Origin of the sequence: Mucilaginibacter sp. NFR10, from assembly GCF_900100445.1 — a bacterium.
In the GTDB taxonomy this organism is placed as follows: domain Bacteria; phylum Bacteroidota; class Bacteroidia; order Sphingobacteriales; family Sphingobacteriaceae; genus Mucilaginibacter; species Mucilaginibacter rubeus.
This window is the reverse complement of record NZ_FMTV01000003.1, coordinates 107,851-125,023: the sequence shown is the minus strand read 5'-3', so window position 1 is coordinate 125,023 and position 17,173 is coordinate 107,851. Positions and strand designations below refer to the sequence as shown.

Genomic DNA, 17,173 nt, shown 5'->3' with positions numbered 1-17,173 from the left:
TCTTGTTTATTTTATTGGAGTGAAGTTTTCTGGTTTTAAAGCGATTGGCTTCTGCCTTTCGCCTTTAACCTTTTTCTTTCGCCTCAAAAAATTAAGCTTTCTTTTCAACCACCGGTGTGTTCAATGCTTTTGATGCATCAAGCGATATGGCCGATTTATCAAAGCGGATCTTGCCGTTTTCAACCTCAACCAAAAATGTGGTTTCGTTTAAATCAACGATACGGCCGTGGATACCGGCTGTAGTTATAACCCTGTCGCCTTTTTTAAGTTCTTCAACGTATTTTTTTTGGTCTTTTTGCTTTTTAACCTGCGGGCGGATCATAAAGAAGTAAAACACCACGATGATCAGTACCATTGGTACTAATGAACCGTAGCTGCCTAAGCCGCCGCTTGAAGCCTGTAATAAAATAGTAGCTATCATTTGTTTAAATTAATTGTTATTTTTTTAAAACCTCGCCAATTAAATGTACCATGGTTTCGGCGGGCTGGGTGTTTGCTGTAACGGTTATTTGTTTATCCTGTAAACCGCTTTTACCGGCGCTGTTAAAAGTAACGCTGATCACGCCGCTTTCGCCGGGTTTAACCGGGGCTTTTGGCCAGGTAGGGGTAGTACAGCCACAGGTAGCACGCGCGTTGGTAATAATTAATGGCGATTTACCGGTATTGGTGAACTTAAAATCGTATGATACCTTGTCGCCTTCTTTGATCTTGCCGAAATCGTGACTTTCCTTTTCAAATTTAGCTACCGGCGCGTTAGCCGCGGTTGCGGCGCTATCGGCATTAGCTTTTGAAGCGCTATCGGCTGTGTTGCCGTTGCTGCTGTTGCAGGCCGATAATAACATGCCTGCTGCTACTAAGCTTAAAAATAGTTTTTTCATTTTTTAATATTATTCTATTAAGCCACGGCCTATCTTTTTGATCTTGTTTTCGGCTTTAAGCTCTATTAAAATCTTGTCCAAGATACCGTTTATAAATGAATTACTCTTAGGCGTACTAAACTCTTTTGATATTTCAAGATACTCGTTTATAGTAACCTTAACCGGGATAGAATTGAAGTTAATAAACTCGGTTATAGCCATTTTCATTAACAGGGTATCCATCATGGCAATACGCTCGGGCTCCCAGTTTTGGGTTTTGGCGGCTATCAGCTCATGGTAGGCCTCATTGTACCTGATGCTTTGCTGAAACAGGTTTACTACAAACTCACGGTCCTCAACCCAGTTGCCGGTAATTTCGGCAAGCTGGTTAAGCTTGTAATCATCGTTTGAAAAGTTTTTGAAAGTTTTGGCAATAAGCGCCTGGAGCACATCTTTATCAACAGGCCAAAAAATAAACCTGTCTTCAAAAACCTGCTCGGCTAATGACGATTTAAGGATAACCTTTTTGAAAATGAATTTGATGATATCCTTGTCTGTTTGCAGTGTATCGCCTGTTTTGGCAAGATACTCGGCATACTCGGGCGAGTTTTTAAGGATAATGAAAAGTGATTTTGCAAGTTCGGGCTCAAAGGTCCAGTCAACTTTGTACTTTTTCCAGGCTGTAATGTATTCCTTATTATCGTTCAGGCTCAGGATAAACCTGTTGGTGAGGATCTTTAGGTTTGCATTTAAGTCATCGGCGGTAGGGAGGTGTTTGTTGGCGCGTTCCTGCGCGTCATTCGCGGCAAAACTTACTACTTCATTAATTAATGATAGCATCCAGATATACATTTCGTAAACCTGGTCAATGCTGCTTAGCATGTTTTTCTCGAATAGCTTAACATCTTTCGTGTCTGATTGATGATACGCGTACAGTGCCTGTAATACCTTTACCCGGAGGTGCCTTCTGTTTAACATTTTTGTAAGAACGATTTGGTTTGCTTATGCAAACGGTTTATATAAAAATTAATTGTTTTAATAGGATGATTTTACTTTTCTGATGTCTTCAATGCGTTTTTCGGCTATTTTATTGGCCGCGCTAATGGTTGGAATGTTTTCGGCCTTTGACAGCTTTAACACATTGCGCGTAGCTTCGTAAATATTTTCTGTAAGCTGTAAGGTACGCTTTTTATTGAAATTCATCAACTCCGAATAACCGGTAATAATACCACCCGCGTTGATCACATAATCGGGCGCAAACAGCACACCTTTATCAAGCAGCATTTGCCCGTGTACGCTCTCGTCAAGTAATTGGTTATTGGCCGAACCTGCAATAATGCCGCATTTTAATTTGGCAATGGTTTGATCATTTACGGTACCGCCCATAGCGCAGGGGGCGTAAATATCCGCATCGATATCAAAAATATTATTATTTGATACCGGCTGCGCGCCATATTTTTTGGAGATCTGGCTTACGCGTTCCTCATTAATATCGCTGGCGTAAACTTTTACATTTTCGTCCCTAAGCAGGCGTACCAGGTTTTCGCCCACATGGCCAATACCCTGTACTATAACCGATTTACCTGTTAAGCTGTCGCTGCCATACATTTCCCTCACACAAGCTTTAATGCCCATCAAAACGCCCAGCGCTGTTATTGGCGAAGGGTCGCCGCTGCCGCCAATATTTTCAGGAGCGCCGGTAACATGGTTGGTTTCCATTTTGATGTACTCCATATCGCGGGGGTTGGTGCCTACGTCTTCAGCAGCGATAAATTCGCCGTTAAGGTTTTTGATAAACCGGCCAAATTTACGCAGTAAAGCTTCGTTTTTGTCCTGGCGCGAATCGCCGATGATCACCGAATAGCCGCCGCCAAGGTTAAGGCCGGCTATCGCTGCTTTATAGGTCATGCTTTTTGCTAATCGCAATACATCATTAAGGGCATCACCTTCGGTTTTATAGGCCCACATACGCACGCCGCCAAACGCAGGGCCAAGCGTTGTATTGTGGATTGCGATAATAGCTTTCAGATGGGTATCAGGATCGGTACAAAAAACAACTTTCTTATGCCCGAAAGCGTCAAGTTGGCTAAATATGGATTCCGGTGGATGTTGTTCAGGCATTAGTACTATAAGTAAATGTCTTTAAGCGCACAAAAGTAGAGGTTTTTTTTAATACTGGCAAAGATATTAAGTGAGGACCAGGTATGAAATGATTATTAAATAAGTATGAACGGCTGTTAGCGGGATATTTAAGTTTTATGATTACAGTAAGATTATAAAAACAAATTTTGAATTTGAGACATTTGTCTGTATATTGGTAGACATTATGGCAGAGGTAGCTAATCACCCGAGGAAAATAAATATAGCCGATCTTGAGATTGGATCGCCGGACGCATGGTATGTTTTTTCTTTTCTTTTCCCGGAAGATTATGTTAAAAGCAAGATGAAGTGCGGGGTGGATAGTAATGTAATTGATTGTATCAGAAGCGGGATACCAAGGCGGGCTATTGATAGCATTTTAGAAAAAACAAATGTTTCCAGGGCTCAGCTTTCTAATATACTTCATATCAGCACCAGGCAGCTTAATCGTTATGGGCAGGATGACCGCTTATCGCCCGAGCAATCAAACTTTCTTTATGAGTTTACGCGTGTTTATACCCGCGGGCTTGATATTTTAGGTGATGCAGCTACTGTTGATAAATGGCTGATGCGCCCCAATATGGCATTGGGAGATAAACAACCATTAGAACTGCTTGATACCAGTGAAGGTTTAAGGATGGTGAACGATCTGCTTTCGCAAATTGAATACGGGTTTTACTCATGATCCTTTATCGCATTACGAGGGAAAAATATGCACACGACCTGTCGGGCAGGGGAGGATTGTTGTCATCAGCCCGATGGCATGATCATATCCCGGTTATATACGCCTCTGTTAATTCATCAACAGCTATCCTGGAAGTATTGGTGCACCTGCAACCCGAAGAAATTCATAACGACCTTGTGATTATGAGTATTATTGTGCCGGATACAGCTGTAAGCGAAGAATTAGATATAGACCAATTACCTGCCGGCTGGAATAATTATCCGGCACCGATAATATTAAAAAGGATTGGTAATGCCTGGCTTACATCAAAAAGCGCAGCGCTGCTTTATATTCCAAGTGTGATAGATCCCCTTGCAAAAAATGTGCTGATAAACCCCATGCACACTGATGCCTCACGGCTGAAAATTGGTGATGTACAACCTTTTACTTTTGATAAACGATTGATTAAAAAGGATTGATAATTCCTTTGCCTGGCTTTGACATGAAGTTGGAGGCGACTACATGTGTTCCCTGCTTTTACTTGGAATTACATTTTGTTTCCCTAAGGGCAAGTAGCTTTTTTCCACTTGCTCGCCTTGTATGCACGTGCTATTAGGGAGAAAAAATAACTTCCATGCTCAAAAGCCTCCTACACAAGACTGTATTTTAATTTATTTCAACTAAGTAAGCTGTGAGATTTTATTTATAAACTCAGCTAAATGAACAGTATGATCAGGAGTGACCGGTTGGATTGTGCGTATAACTATGGCTGTGTTGATGATCTCTGCTACAAAATCGTTGTACATCATTTCAACAAGAATATTCCTGAAAGCTGAAGTCATGGCCGCTTTCGCTTTTTCATTATCGTTAGCAACAACATAAAAATGATCGTTGAAGATTCTGTCATCATTAAATTTAAGCTCAATAGGGTGAAATATTTCTAATACCCTATCTGTAAATGTTTCTCTTCTGATTAATACCCTTCCAAAATCTGATTTTAAATCTGCAAATGCCCATACCTGGTATTTATCATACCGGGTAACCTGCCCCCCTTTACCACCACGACCGCCCATGCTATTTTGATAGCTAAATTTAACAAAGTTCAGATAACAATTTGCCGAAGGGTGGTTGATGAGTAAAGTACCTCCTAATTTTGCGCCTGGAATGTTATTAAATATTTCAAACTTGTTGATGTACTGTTCAGATTCATTCGGTAAGCCGATGCTAAATTTTCTTTTAAGCTCTTCGTAAGTATCTTCAAGTGATTGTACCTCGTCGGCATCAAGTGCGGTAGTATCAAATGGGAAATTTTTCAATTTTATAATTATTATTTGTGGACCTAAATTAAAAATAACTTATGGAAATAATTTCCCCGCTTGTTTCAACGTCATATACTTAATCTTAGTGTCGAAGACATTAAGTTATGTGTAAGTTGCATTGGCTGCATTGGCTGCATTGTCCAGCCAGTCAATTAGCCTCAGCTAATAAAACAAAAGCCGCCCCGGTAAAAACCGGAAGCGGCATTTGCTAACTAACCTGTACTATTATTTATCCCACCAAACGCGGGCTTTAGCATTAAAATTATTAGTGCCGCCGTAATTGGCTAAAGCCGCGGTTACGTTGGCATTATTTAAATTAAACTCTGATTGAGGATAAGGTATTTTGCGCGGGATAACACCGCTTGTACCAGGGGTTGGGGTTAACACAGGGTATCCGGTGCGCCTCCAGTTGGCCCACACCTCATCGGCATCAAAAACAAAACCAGCCACCCAAAATTCGGTGTTTATTTTAGCTATTTGTGCTTCTGATGTTGCCGGCAACGGGTTTTTTGCCAGGTATGCGCTTATCTGGGCATCGGTAATAACCGGATTGCCCGATAATTTTGATAACGACTGCATGTGCGCCCTGATACCTGCCTGGTAATGATCATTGGCGCTGCCGGTAATATAGCCGCGCACAATAGCTTCTGCTGTTAAAAACTCAACCTCTGCATAGGCAAAATCAAAAAACGGGGTATCTTTTTGACCAAACGCGTCGTAATTAACGCGGGTATTTGGTGCCGGGTCGCTCGCTTTAACGCTGTAGCCATTAAATTGAGTAGTATCAACCGGGGTGGCTTTTGTGCCGCCATTAGCAATAAATGTGTTGTAAACACCGCCATATATAAATAAACGCGGATCACCTGCAACCTTCATTTCGGTTACGAGGGTTTTATGCAGGAAGAAATCATTCTGCCCGTCGTTAAGGGTAAAGTTAAATCCGTTGGGGGCGGCGGCATTGTGTAATAAAACGGGCATATCGGCATTACTGCTCATTACACCATCGGCAATAGCTTCTTTGGCTAAAGTTGATGCCTGGGTTGGATCAACCTTAATTAAACGCATGCCTATCCTTAGCAGCATGGATGAAGCCAGCTTTTTCCACTGCGCTGCATTACCGCCATAAAACTGGTCGCCGCTTACTTTCTGATTTGCGTTATTTGACAAAATTGAAATAGACTCCCTAAGCTCCTTTACAAAATCGGTATAGATCTGTTGCTGAGGATCATACGCAGGAGTGAATACTTTATCGCTTAAAGCTTTACCAGCCTGGCTGTAAGGGATGTCGCCATAATAATCAGTTAATTTTTGATAAACAAATACCCTCCATATCCTGGCGGCAGCATAAGTTGACTGTAAATCGGTACGGGCTTTTAATACTGGTACTACGTACTCAAGATCATTTAGCGCCGGCCGGTAAAAGTTGTTCCAGTAACGTTGCGATACATCATCAGTTGCAACATAAGCGTTGCCTGGCCAGTCATTAGCATAACCGTACTGCATAAAAGCGTGGCAATAAGCCGTACGCGGAAACATATCCACAGTTGATGTACTAACCATCGCGTCAGAAAGCAAGGCTCCCGGATCAATAGTAGTTATGGCATCTGGGTTTAAGTTGTATTTCGGGAAGTTTTTTGTGCAACCCGAAAGCGCAGCTGTTACAACAAAGAATAATATGCTTTTTAATGAGTTTTTCATGATTTTCTCCTTTCTGTATAATTAAAAGGTAACATTTAAATTAAAGCCAAAAGTGCGGCTGGTTGGCAGCGCGCCACTGTCATAACCATATCCCTGGGCAATACTGTCTGATGCTTCAGGATCAAAAGTTGGCAGGTTTTTCTTAATATAGAAAAGGTTACGGGCAATAAGTGAAAGGGTAACTGAGCGGATATGGCTGCCGTTCAACAGGCTTTGGGGCAGCGAATAGCCCAGGGAGATTTGCCTGAATTTGACAAAAGTGCGGCTAAACACATGTGCCTCATCAGCGCTTTTATCAGCATTTCCACCATCATTATATTGGATATAAGGACTAAACGGCAGGGTGTTTTTTACGTAAACAGGTGCCGATGCCGTACCTGTGTTGATAACGCCGTTTGGTATATAGTTACCGTCGCGGCCAACAAGTGAGGCTTGTGAATTACCGAAATAGTTGGTCCACCGGGCACCTGCTTCATAAATCTGGCCGCCAAACTGGCCGTCGATAAGGAAGCTGAACGAGAAGTTTTTATAGTTGAAGGTGTTGGTGATACCGCCAGCCCAATTTGGGTTTGGTGAGCCAAGATAACTTTCATTATTGTTAACATCTTTGATAACGGCGTCATTTGGCTGTGAGGCATCAGATGTGCCATATCTCGAATTTACGGGTACATAAACATCCTGGCCCTGGGCATTCTTTAAAAATGTGGTACCGAAAATAGAACCCAGCGGATAACCTACCTTTGATTTTATGTTGTAATAATGCGAGATCCCGTTAGCGCCGATTGTAGGGTCGAGCGCGGTTACCATGTTTTTGTTTCTGGCTGCATTAAAGCCAACGTTCCAGGTAAAGTTTTGAGATTTAACAGGGCTGCCGCTAATAGCTAATTCTACACCGCGGTTATACATGGAACCGGCGTTAAAGTACAATGAATTATAAGTGGTTGCATTACTGATTGTTGATTGCAGTAAAAAGTTATCAGACTTTTTGTAGTAGTAAGCAAAATCAACCGATATCCTGTTTTGGAAAAATTTAAGTTCGGTACCGAGTTCTGTTTCTGTTGTAGTTTCAGGTTTTAAACTTGGCGGCGGTACGGTTGCGCCGGTAATTTCGGCATTGGTAATGCCATTTACAGGCGGTTTAAGCGTAAAGGTGAGGTCGGTAAGCTGTGGGGTGGGGTTACTGCCCGTTTGCCCTATAGATGCCCTTATTTTACCAAATGATAACACTGACTGATCTAATTTCAACGCATCGGTAAATACAAAGCTTAAGTTAGCCGATGGGTAAAATAAGTTTGGTTTAAAATTAGGGCGGGTAGATGCAAGCGCCGAATACCAGTCATTACGGCCGGTTAGTTCCAGAAACAGGTATTCTTTATAGCCAAATTGCACATCGGCAAAAACCGAATTGGTTTTATACCTCGGCGTATGCGATTCTGTAGGTGGGTGCACATTGCTTGCATTGCTAAAGTTTAACAGGTTAGGGTCGGCCAGTCCTTCAGCATACAGGTCTAATGAATATTGTTGTGAATTTTGTAATTCGGCACCGGCAAAGGCATTCACCGTAAGATCTGAAAATTTATGATCGTATGATAACATCGCCCTAACATCAGATTTTTGCTGCTCAATGGTAGTAGTACGGTAAACGCCGTTGGTATTAATTACGTTATTTGGGCGTACCACAAATAAGGCGGGTGTGTTTATATAATCGTAACCGGCAACTAAATTGGCATGCAGGTGGCTTGTAATATCATAGGTGATATTGCCCGATGACAGGATGCGGTTTTGCGTTTGGTTGTTGGTTACCTGTTCTATCTGCACATAAGGGTTGGCGTTATAAGTTGACAGGTATTTGCCGTCAGGTGTTTTATCATCCAGCAAAGTGATATCTGTCGAGCTTGCAATACGCGGATAAGCAAGGCCAAATGAACCGCGGCCATCCCCGCGTAAAAGCGGCGCGTTCTTGCGTAGGGTTCTTGAAAGGTCTATCTTAAAATCGGTATGTAACCTGCTGCCATAATCCTGGGTGGCACGTATTACGGCGTTATAGCGCTCGTATTTTTCGCCGGGGGTAGGCAGGTTGTCTTGTGTTTGCGATAACGAAACCCTGTATGAGCCGTTTTCGGTACCTTTTGTAAAGGCCAGGCTGTTGGTAGTAGTTACACCGGTTTTAAAAAAGCGATCGAAGTTTTTTGCTGCCGATTGAGATACATAGGGTTTTGTTTTTCCGTCGATATCTATAAATGGCCTGCCATCCAGCTTACCACCCCATGACCATCCCGGCGCATCGCCGGAATTATCCGCAAGCTGCCCGTAAAATATCGGATCGCTATAATCGGCGGCGGTGTATGGGCGGCCAAGGTAACCACGGCCATACTCGGTTTGCAAATCGTCATAAGGCACCATTTTTTCCAGCACCGTGTTGCTGTTAAAGCTGATACCGAGGCCCTGGCCTTTTTTGCCTTTTTTGGTGGTGATTAAAATAACGCCGGCTTGCGCGCCACCTCCATAAAGAGCTGCTGCCGATGCTCCTTTTAAAACGCTGATGCTTTCAATATCATCAGGGTTTATAGATGACAAACCATCGCCCGGGTCAGACCCGCCATAAACCTTGCCGCCATCGTCGCTGTTTTCGCGGGTGCTGCTGTTGATAGGTACGCCGTCAACAACGTACAACGGTTGGTTTGATCCCGAAAATGATGAGTTGCCACGTAATATAACCCTTGATGAGCCGCCCGGGCCGTTTGGCGGGCTTTGTACTACTAACCCCGCCACTTTACCTTCCAGCGCGTTTATAAAAGTTGGCTCGCGGGTTAACGATACCTCTTCGCCGCCAACCTGGCTTATGGAGTAACCTAATTGTTTTTCGGCTTTTTTGATGCCCAGAGCTGTTACTACAACTTCGCTTAATTTGCCTGATTCACTAAGGCTAACTGTTAAAAACGTATTGTTGGCAACCGCGACTTCTTTTGGTGTGAAGCCAACAAAGCTTACAATTAAAATGCTTTTATCATCAGGTACGTTAATGCTAAAGGCGCCATTTGCATCTGCAGTTACGCCCAGCGTAGTGCCCTTAAGCTTTATGCTTGCGCCGGGTAAAGGTGCTCCTTTTTCATCAACTACCTTGCCTTTAATATTAAGTGGCACAACGCTGGTTACGGCATTGTCCTTTTCCTGCAAAAAAACGGTGTTGTTTACAATTTTGTAAGTTAAGGGCAGGTTTTTTAAGCAAGCGTTTAAAGCTTCGTCAACCGAAGCATCTTTTACTTTTATGGTAATGTTTTTATTACGCACATCTTTGGTATCGTAAAAAAACAGGTACCCATTTTGCTTATTGATTTCCTTTAGCACCTGTTTTAAAGGTACGTTTGTAACGTCGAGGTTAATCTTTTGACTAAACGCGCTCGCGCTGCATTGCATAAAGGCTATGACCATAAATAGGGTAGTCAATTTCATAACCAATAGAATTTTTTTGGGCAGCCACGGCTTATAAATGGCTGTTGAAAAAGCATTTAATTTCATACTTTTGGAAAGTTTGGGTTAATACATGGTTAGGGACACTAAGCTTGTTTTTCCGGTTTACCGGAAGGGTTAACTCAAATATTTACCGTACCCTGATGCCAGTCGGGGTGCGGTTATTTAAAATAACCTTGGTTTTGGGGGAGTACCGCCTAAGGCGTTTTTTGTATGTTTTTTTTCATCCGGTTGGGTTTAGTTAGTAGTTTAATATTTGATTAAGGCCTTACGGTAATTGTTTTTCCTTCAATTGTGTAATGGATCTTTTTGAAACGCATAGCATCCAATATTTGTGAAGCATTAACGTTCATCGATATTTCGCCGGAGAACGTGCGTTCTTTTATTTTTCCTTCATATTTTACGTCCACATCATACCAGCGGCTAATTTGTTTCATAACCGATTCAATGCCGGCATCATTAAAATGGAAAACGCCATTTTTCCAGGCTAACGCCTCGTCCATATCTGCCTGGGTAATATTTACATCTCCATTTTTTAAGTGCGATTGTTCGCCGGGTTTAAGCAGGTAGCTTTTACTGCCCGCTTTTATCTTTACGCTGCCTTGAAGCAGGGTTGTTTTAATTTCATTTTCGTCGGCATATGCATTAATGTTAAAATGCGTACCTAATACCTCAACAGTTTGCCCATCGCTCTCAACCCGGAACGGTTTGGTTTTATCATGTGTTACCTCAAAATATGCCTCGCCGGTAATTTGTACTTTGCGCTCATTTCCGTTAAATACAACGGGAAATTTGATGGATGACGCGGCGTTAAGCCACACATTAGTGCCATCGGCCAATATCAGGTGGTATTGCCCGCCGCGCGGGGTACTCATTGTATTATAAGCAACAGCGGCGGGCTGTGCAGCTATCGAATTATTTTTATTGTAGGCAACCACTCCGTTGCTTAGTTTTTTTATGGTTGTGTTGCCCTGGCTGGCTATATTGCCATTGCCGGCACTGGTTAAAACAACCTTGCTGCCATTGGCTAATGTTAGGATGGCTTTGTTGCCGCCCGGAGCAATTTCATGGTTCTTTTTTATAACTGCCACAGTTTGTTGTGGCAAACGGTTTAAATAAACAGGTATACCGATAGCCATGCATAAAATAATGGCGGCCGCTGCTGCCAGTAACCAGTTGGGGAGCCTAAAGGGTTTAACAACGGTTGGCTGCAGCCTGGCTTTAACGTTGGCCAAAGCATGTTCGGTATTAAATGAGCGGTATTCGGCATAGCGGCTTTCGAGCTCGTTTTCGTTAAGGATGGTATCAAATAAAGCGGTGTTTTCATGGCTGGCTTCAACCCATGAAAATAACTCGGCATGTTCTACCCCGCTTAAATTGCCATTTAAATACTTGCTGATAAGATCAGAAATCCTTAATCGGCTGTCTGTTTTTGAATTATCCATGCGTCTATAACCGGTATTTGATGATAGAACAGGAAAGGGTGGGGTTTTATCTAAAGGAAATTGAAATAAATTTTATGTTTTATTAACGCCTACTTTACATGGCCCATAATACCGGGTAATATCAGGAGCATTCCGAGTGCAAGTCCTTCGTCAGACAGGCGGTTTTTTAACAAACTGAGGCCACGCATTTTTTGGTTGTTTACCGTACTTATGGTAATGCCGAGTTCGCAGGCAATTTCTTTGGCTTTTTTACCATCTTCAAAAGTCATCCGGATAATTTTGCGGCACTGTTCGGGCAAAGTATCCACTGCTGCAAAAACCTGCCTTAATACCTCGGCGTGTATGATGTTATTTAAAATGGTGGCCTCCTCTATATCGGTATTTACAAGGGTTTGCCGGTGGGCTATTTTAACGCTGTTTTTTTCAAGATAATTGAAACAGGTGTTCTTTACGCTTACATATAAGTAAGATCTGATAGCATCCGCAGTGCAGGGCATGTTCTCTTTTTGCCAAAATTTAACAAAAACATCCTGTACCAGGTCTTGCGCGTCAACGGTGTCATGAATAATGCGGGAGGCGAAAAAGCACAATGGCCGGTAAAATTTTTCAAAAATCTGATCGAACGCGGCTATATCTTTGCCCTTAAGTAAGGTAAGTAGCTCATGTTCTGTCAAATCGACCCGGTTGTTCATATAAATAACGAATATAAGTATTATTTAACATTAACATCATCATGCTGCCCATAGTTACAGGAAAATCACTGTAAAAATGATGAGACCTGTTTTACTAAATCTCATCTGAAAAATTTCTACACGAATGCTTTTCAAACGATCCACAATTAATCGAATTACACGAATCTTAAATCAATTGGAAATTCGTTAAATTCGATTAATACGTGAAAATTAGTGTGAAAATTTTTCATTTATGATTTCTCTATGTGCATGTGGTTAAAAGCGATTTCCCTGCTGATAGTTGCAGGAAAATTGCCTTTTGTATATGGATACATAATATTGATAATACTGACAGGATCCTGTCAGTGTTCAATTTTTAAAAAACAGGTGTTCAACGTTTTGTTTTGTAATTTCATAACTATTTGATTATTAGTGCATGTGTGTTCATTTTAAGTTTTAAGGTACTTTGGCTTATTTGTAACGTGTTGATTATCAATGGTTTTTATTTTGGAAAAATATGCAAGTGTTCACACTTTTAAAAATTGAACACTACCAGGATTGTTACGAGTGTATCAATGTAACATTCTTACATCCTCCCGACTTTTCCATCCAATCACTCTCCTCAAATTTTAATACTTTTGATTATTATGTCAGGGCTTTCCGACTTTCGGACATTCCCGACTTCCAGACTATAATAATAAATGAAAGACCTCGCATACCTTAATAAGTTTTTTTACAAATACCGCTGGCGGCTTATCCCGGGTGTGTTGTTTGTAATTATATCCAATGTTTTTGGTGTGTTGCCGGCACAGGTTATCCGCGTAGCTTTTGACCTGGTTACCGAAAACATCGGAGCCTACCAGCTTTTTTCGGGTTTCGACAGGCAGAGTTTTATTTATGATATTTTCGGTACCAGCTTATTCCTGTTTGGTACACTGGTATTGGTGCTGGCCTTGCTGCGGGGCCTGTTCCTGTTTTTTATGAGGCAAACCATCATCCTTATGTCGCGCCATATCGAGTACGATTTAAAAAACGAGATCTACAACCACTACCAGGAACTGTCGCTCGCCTTTTATCGCCGCCACAACACCGGAGATTTAATGAACCGGGTAACCGAGGATGTTAGCCGTGTGCGCATGTACCTTGGGCCGGGTATTATGTACTCCATCAATACCGTAGTATTGTTTGTTATGGTAATATATGCCATGCTCACAGTAAACGTACAACTGGCCATTTTTTCGGTATTGCCATTGCCTATTTTGGCTGGTGTTATTTACTATGTAAACAATATTATCAATCACCGCAGCGAGATGATCCAGGAGCGCCTGTCTGGTTTATCCAGCTTTGTGCAGGAAAACTTTTCGGGTATCAGGGTGATCAAATCGTACGTGCGCGAAGGCTTTGTGCGCGAAAACTTTGCCAAGGAGAGTGAAGACTATAAAGTGCACTCCATGGAACTGGCTAAAGTACAAGCCCTGTTTTTCCCGATCATGTTATTGCTGGTAGGCCTGAGTAACGTAATAACCATGTACGTTGGCGGGGTGGAAGTAATAAAAGGTAACATTACCCCGGGCAATATTGCCGAGTTTATTGTTTACCTCAATATGCTGTCGTTCCCGGTTATTTCGCTGGGTTGGGTAACCTCACTGGTGCAGCGGGCTGCGGCCTCGCAAAAACGCATTAACGAATTTTTGCATGAGAAGCCCGAGATCATTTCGCCGCTTGCAGACAAACACCATGTTAAGGGATTGATTAAGTTTGATGATGTATCGTTCATTTATCCCGATACCGGCATCCAGGCTTTAAAGAATGTTTCGTTTACCGTAGAGCCGGGACAGATGCTGGCAATTATAGGTCGGACAGGTTCGGGTAAATCAACAATTGCCAACCTGGTGATGCGTATGTACGATACTACGGGTGGGGAGATCTCCATTGACGGTCGGCCGATAAAATCGTTGAGTCTTGAAAACTATCGCTCGCAGATAGGTTTTGTACCGCAGGAGGTTTTCCTGTTTTCGGATACCATAGCCAATAACATTGCTTTTAGTGCCGATGTACTGGATATGCCGGTTGTTGAGCAGGCCGCCAAAGATGCCGCGGTATACAATAATATTATTGAGCTGGAAGAAGGTTTTACAACCCTTATAGGCGAACGCGGCGTTACCTTATCGGGCGGGCAAAAACAGCGTGTATCCATTGCACGGGCCATATTTAAGCACCCGCAGGTTTTGATCTTTGACGATTGTCTTTCGGCAGTTGATACCCGCACGGAAGAGGAGATCTTGAATAACCTTGGCCGGGTAATGCAGGATAAAACAAGCATCATCATAGCCCACCGCATTTCCACCATAAAAAATGCCGACAAGATCCTGGTAATGGATAACGGCCAAATTGTTGAGCAGGGTAACCATGCGTACCTCATGCAGCTTAAAGGCACCTACTTTGAGCTTTACGAAAAACAATTACTGGAAGAAGAGGAAAACGCATAACGAATGGGCTCAAGTGAGCATGCCCGCAACCTCCGCACAACACTTGCGCCAGTGGGAGATGAATTTGTGTGTGTCTTGTCCTGAAATAGGTTTACCTGTCACGTCCCAAAAAAGGTTTACAGTTTATAAAATAATTTTTGTTATACATTTACCCCGCATTGTAACAGGTGGCCCAAGTTAGCCTCCGCACAGCCAAACCCGCAAAACTTGCGCCAGTGAAGGAGATGAACTGGTATGCGCTCTCTTTTCACAACTCACCCGTAATTGGTTATCCACACAAAAAAATGACGCTTTTGTTTCAAAAAACTCAATAATAACGAATAAAATACTTGCACTTTGAAAATTTATTTATATTTATGCCAACCAAAACTAATTACAGGTAAATATATATGGGAGATTTTGACAATAGAGAGCGTGAAGAGGTTTATTCAAAGAAGGTGAGAGCCGGGAAGCGGACCTATTTTTTTGATGTAAAAGCAACCCGTTCAAACGATTATTATGTTACTATTACTGAAAGCAAAAAGCGTTTGGAAGATGGGGTGTTTGTAAAACACAAGATCTTTTTATATAAAGAAGACTTTGAAAAATTTGCCGAAGGTTTGAAAGATACCATCGACTACATCAAATCAAACCAGGAGGTAGTTGAAAAACGCTATGAGTACAGCGAAAACCCTGAAATTGCCAGGGCATCTGCCGATGAAGATTTTTCGTTTGAGATCTAATTATTACAGAACAATACTAAACTAAAATAATTAAAGCCCTGCTTCTTATTCAGAAACAGGGCTTTTTTCGTGTGTTATATTTGAAAACGAGGATTACAATAATATACCCCGCATAAATATTACGGCTATAGTAAAGTAAATAATCAAACCGGTAACATCTACCAGGGTGGCTACAAACGGAGCCGACGAGGTAGCAGGGTCGGCACCAAGTTTCTTCAACAAGAGCGGTAGCATCGAACCTGACAAAGACCCCCATAAAACAATGCCGATAAGGGATGCGCCTACTGTAAAACCTACCAGCATCCAGTGCGGGCCGTAAATATTGCTGAACATGCTCCAGGCCGCTATACGTAAAAAGCCTATCAAACCTAAACAAACACCAAGCATTAAACCCGAAAGGATTTCCCGGCGCATTACCCGCCACCAGTCGGCAACGGTAACTTCACCAAGGGCCATGGCCTGGATAATGAGGGTTGAAGCCTGCGAACCACTGTTACCACCGCTCGAAATAATTAATGGAATAAAATAAGCCAGTACAACTACTTTGGAGATCTCATCGCCAAAATAACCCATAGCGGTAGCGGTAAGCATCTCTCCTAAAAATAAAATGATGAGCCAGCCTACGCGTTTTTTTACAAGTTTAAAAAGGTTGATATCAAGATATGGTTCATCCAGCGCTTCCGTACCACCTATTTTTTGGATATCTTCGGTATATTCTTCGTTAGCTATCCAAAGGATGTCGTCAACTGTTACAATGCCAAGCAATACGTCATTATTATCAACAACAGGCAGGGCGGTGCGGTTATTCATCCTGAAAACGTTGATTGCTTCTTCCTGCGGATCACTGGCACTAAGCGAAATCAAACGACCATCCATTAGCTCACTCACCTTGGTTTCGGGCTTTACCAATAAGATCTCACGGATCCGGATGTCATCAAGTAAAACACCGTGCTCATCAATTACATAAATAACATCGATGGTCTCTGAGTTTTTACCATACCGGCGAATGTGCGAAAGCACACGGCTTACGTCCCAGGTGCGTTTAACGGCAATATAGTCGGGTGTCATTAAGCGGCCAACGCTTTCTTCTTCGTAACCTAAAAGTTTTAAAGCCTCCTCGCGGTTTTCGCGTGAAAGTTTTTGGATAAGTTTTTGAACGGCGTCACCATGCAATTCGCTGAAAAGTGACGTGCGGTCGTCAGGAGGGAGTTCGTTGATCAGATCTTCAAGCTTTTGACCCGAAAGTTTTTTGATGATCCGCTCCTGCACCGGGAACTCAAGGATCCGGAACACGTTAACCGCGCGGTTAAGCGAAAGGGTTTCGATGAATTTTGGGCCATGTTCAGGAAGTTCACCAATCAGTTCTTCAACATCCGATATGTTAAGGTTGTTCAAATATTCCTGTAATTGGGTATCGTCTTGTTTTTCCAGCAACAATTCTACTTGCTCAACCATTTCTTCCATATATAGGCCCTCCTTTTTTACATCGGTGTATTAATATTTAGCTTCTTTTTTCCGAGCGCAAAAGTCGTTTATTTTTTCAAATTATAAGGCAAAATTTTCTGTTATCTTTGCAGGCTTTTAGTTCATGGCCTATTGTTCATGGTTCATAGCTTTTTAGGTATAATTTAAAAGAATTTTAAGCCATGATCTATGAACCATTAACCATGAACTACAATATAAATTAGATAAAACAAA

The 17,173-nt window shown here is 42.1% G+C and carries 14 protein-coding genes; 4 read left to right on the top strand and 10 right to left on the bottom strand.

Annotated elements, in window-relative coordinates:
• Positions 1–91: 91 nt before the first annotated feature.
• Genes yajC through BLP33_RS11535 form a run of 4 tightly spaced genes read right to left on the bottom strand, consistent with a single transcriptional unit; the run spans position 92 to position 2,978 of the window.
• Positions 92–421 carry a preprotein translocase subunit YajC gene (gene yajC / locus BLP33_RS11550; RefSeq protein ID WP_090528049.1) on the bottom strand — a complete coding sequence of 110 codons (330 nt, stop codon included), beginning with the start codon at positions 419–421 and terminating at the stop codon, positions 92–94.
• Between the two features lie 16 nt (positions 422–437).
• On the bottom strand, positions 438–878 hold the full coding sequence (locus BLP33_RS11545) for a DUF1573 domain-containing protein (protein WP_090528047.1): 441 nt from the start codon (positions 876–878) through the stop codon (positions 438–440).
• Between the two features lie 9 nt (positions 879–887).
• Complete coding sequence (gene nusB / locus BLP33_RS11540; RefSeq protein ID WP_090528044.1) at positions 888–1,835, bottom strand: transcription antitermination factor NusB; 948 nt, start codon at positions 1,833–1,835, stop codon at positions 888–890.
• A gap of 57 nt (positions 1,836–1,892) precedes the next feature.
• On the bottom strand, positions 1,893–2,978 hold the full coding sequence (locus tag BLP33_RS11535) for a Glu/Leu/Phe/Val family dehydrogenase (RefSeq protein ID WP_090528040.1): 1,086 nt from the start codon (positions 2,976–2,978) through the stop codon (positions 1,893–1,895).
• Positions 2,979–3,183: 205 nt separating this feature from the next.
• Between BLP33_RS11535 and BLP33_RS11530 the strand changes: the two genes are divergently transcribed.
• Together BLP33_RS11530 and BLP33_RS11525 are read left to right on the top strand one after the other, a co-directional pair.
• Positions 3,184–3,681, top strand: a complete 498-nt coding sequence (locus tag BLP33_RS11530; protein ID WP_090528037.1) for a type II RES/Xre toxin-antitoxin system antitoxin — start codon at positions 3,184–3,186, stop codon at positions 3,679–3,681.
• Positions 3,678–4,139, top strand: coding sequence for an RES family NAD+ phosphorylase (locus tag BLP33_RS11525; RefSeq protein ID WP_090528034.1), 462 nt, complete (start codon positions 3,678–3,680; stop codon positions 4,137–4,139). The genes BLP33_RS11530 and BLP33_RS11525 overlap by 4 nt, the downstream gene beginning before the upstream one ends.
• Positions 4,140–4,340: 201 nt before the next feature.
• Here BLP33_RS11525 and BLP33_RS11520 read toward each other — a convergent pair whose 3' ends face one another.
• From BLP33_RS11520 to BLP33_RS11500, 5 genes are all read right to left on the bottom strand, one after another.
• Positions 4,341–4,976, bottom strand: coding sequence for a hypothetical protein (locus tag BLP33_RS11520; RefSeq protein WP_090528031.1), 636 nt, complete (start codon positions 4,974–4,976; stop codon positions 4,341–4,343).
• A gap of 228 nt (positions 4,977–5,204) precedes the next feature.
• Entirely contained in the window at positions 5,205–6,677 is a 1,473-nt protein-coding gene (locus tag BLP33_RS11515) for a SusD/RagB family nutrient-binding outer membrane lipoprotein (RefSeq protein WP_090528028.1), read from the bottom strand.
• Between the two features lie 21 nt (positions 6,678–6,698).
• Positions 6,699–10,130 (bottom strand): SusC/RagA family TonB-linked outer membrane protein, encoded by a 3,432-nt coding sequence (locus BLP33_RS11510; RefSeq protein WP_175489997.1) that lies wholly within the window; start codon positions 10,128–10,130, stop codon positions 6,699–6,701.
• Between the two features lie 278 nt (positions 10,131–10,408).
• Positions 10,409–11,593 (bottom strand): FecR family protein, encoded by a 1,185-nt coding sequence (locus tag BLP33_RS11505; protein ID WP_090528022.1) that lies wholly within the window; start codon positions 11,591–11,593, stop codon positions 10,409–10,411.
• Positions 11,594–11,682: 89 nt separating this feature from the next.
• Complete coding sequence (locus tag BLP33_RS11500) at positions 11,683–12,285, bottom strand: RNA polymerase sigma-70 factor (RefSeq protein ID WP_090528019.1); 603 nt, start codon at positions 12,283–12,285, stop codon at positions 11,683–11,685.
• Positions 12,286–12,965: 680 nt separating this feature from the next.
• On the opposite strand from BLP33_RS11500, the gene BLP33_RS11495 reads away from it, so the two are divergent.
• Both BLP33_RS11495 and BLP33_RS11490 read left to right on the top strand, forming a co-directional pair.
• Positions 12,966–14,753 carry an ABC transporter ATP-binding protein gene (locus BLP33_RS11495; RefSeq protein ID WP_090528016.1) on the top strand — a complete coding sequence of 596 codons (1,788 nt, stop codon included), beginning with the start codon at positions 12,966–12,968 and terminating at the stop codon, positions 14,751–14,753.
• 389 nt (positions 14,754–15,142) lie between these two features.
• Positions 15,143–15,475: a DUF3276 family protein gene (locus BLP33_RS11490; RefSeq protein ID WP_090528014.1), complete on the top strand. Its 333-nt coding sequence runs from the start codon at positions 15,143–15,145 to the stop codon at positions 15,473–15,475.
• Positions 15,476–15,568: 93 nt separating this feature from the next.
• Here the strand turns inward: BLP33_RS11490 and mgtE are convergent, their stop codons facing one another.
• Positions 15,569–16,939: a magnesium transporter gene (mgtE, locus tag BLP33_RS11485; RefSeq protein WP_090528011.1), complete on the bottom strand. Its 1,371-nt coding sequence runs from the start codon at positions 16,937–16,939 to the stop codon at positions 15,569–15,571.
• Positions 16,940–17,173 lie beyond the last annotated feature (234 nt).

Bases quoted from the DNA above. Each gene is read 5' to 3' on its own strand.
- yajC (WP_090528049.1), bottom strand. From the start codon at position 421: ATGATAGCTACTATTTTATTACAGGCTTCAAGCGGCGGCTTAGGCAGC.
- BLP33_RS11545 (WP_090528047.1), bottom strand. From the start codon at position 878: ATGAAAAAACTATTTTTAAGCTTAGTAGCAGCAGGCATGTTATTATCG.
- nusB (WP_090528044.1), bottom strand. From the start codon at position 1,835: ATGTTAAACAGAAGGCACCTCCGGGTAAAGGTATTACAGGCACTGTAC.
- BLP33_RS11535 (WP_090528040.1), bottom strand. From the start codon at position 2,978: ATGCCTGAACAACATCCACCGGAATCCATATTTAGCCAACTTGACGCT.
- BLP33_RS11530 (WP_090528037.1), top strand. From the start codon at position 3,184: ATGGCAGAGGTAGCTAATCACCCGAGGAAAATAAATATAGCCGATCTT.
- BLP33_RS11525 (WP_090528034.1), top strand. From the start codon at position 3,678: ATGATCCTTTATCGCATTACGAGGGAAAAATATGCACACGACCTGTCG.
- BLP33_RS11515 (WP_090528028.1), bottom strand. From the start codon at position 6,677: ATGAAAAACTCATTAAAAAGCATATTATTCTTTGTTGTAACAGCTGCG.
- BLP33_RS11510 (WP_175489997.1), bottom strand. From the start codon at position 10,130: ATGAAATTGACTACCCTATTTATGGTCATAGCCTTTATGCAATGCAGC.
- BLP33_RS11505 (WP_090528022.1), bottom strand. From the start codon at position 11,593: ATGGATAATTCAAAAACAGACAGCCGATTAAGGATTTCTGATCTTATC.
- BLP33_RS11500 (WP_090528019.1), bottom strand. From the start codon at position 12,285: ATGAACAACCGGGTCGATTTGACAGAACATGAGCTACTTACCTTACTT.
- BLP33_RS11495 (WP_090528016.1), top strand. From the start codon at position 12,966: ATGAAAGACCTCGCATACCTTAATAAGTTTTTTTACAAATACCGCTGG.
- BLP33_RS11490 (WP_090528014.1), top strand. From the start codon at position 15,143: ATGGGAGATTTTGACAATAGAGAGCGTGAAGAGGTTTATTCAAAGAAG.
- mgtE (WP_090528011.1), bottom strand. From the start codon at position 16,939: ATGGAAGAAATGGTTGAGCAAGTAGAATTGTTGCTGGAAAAACAAGAC.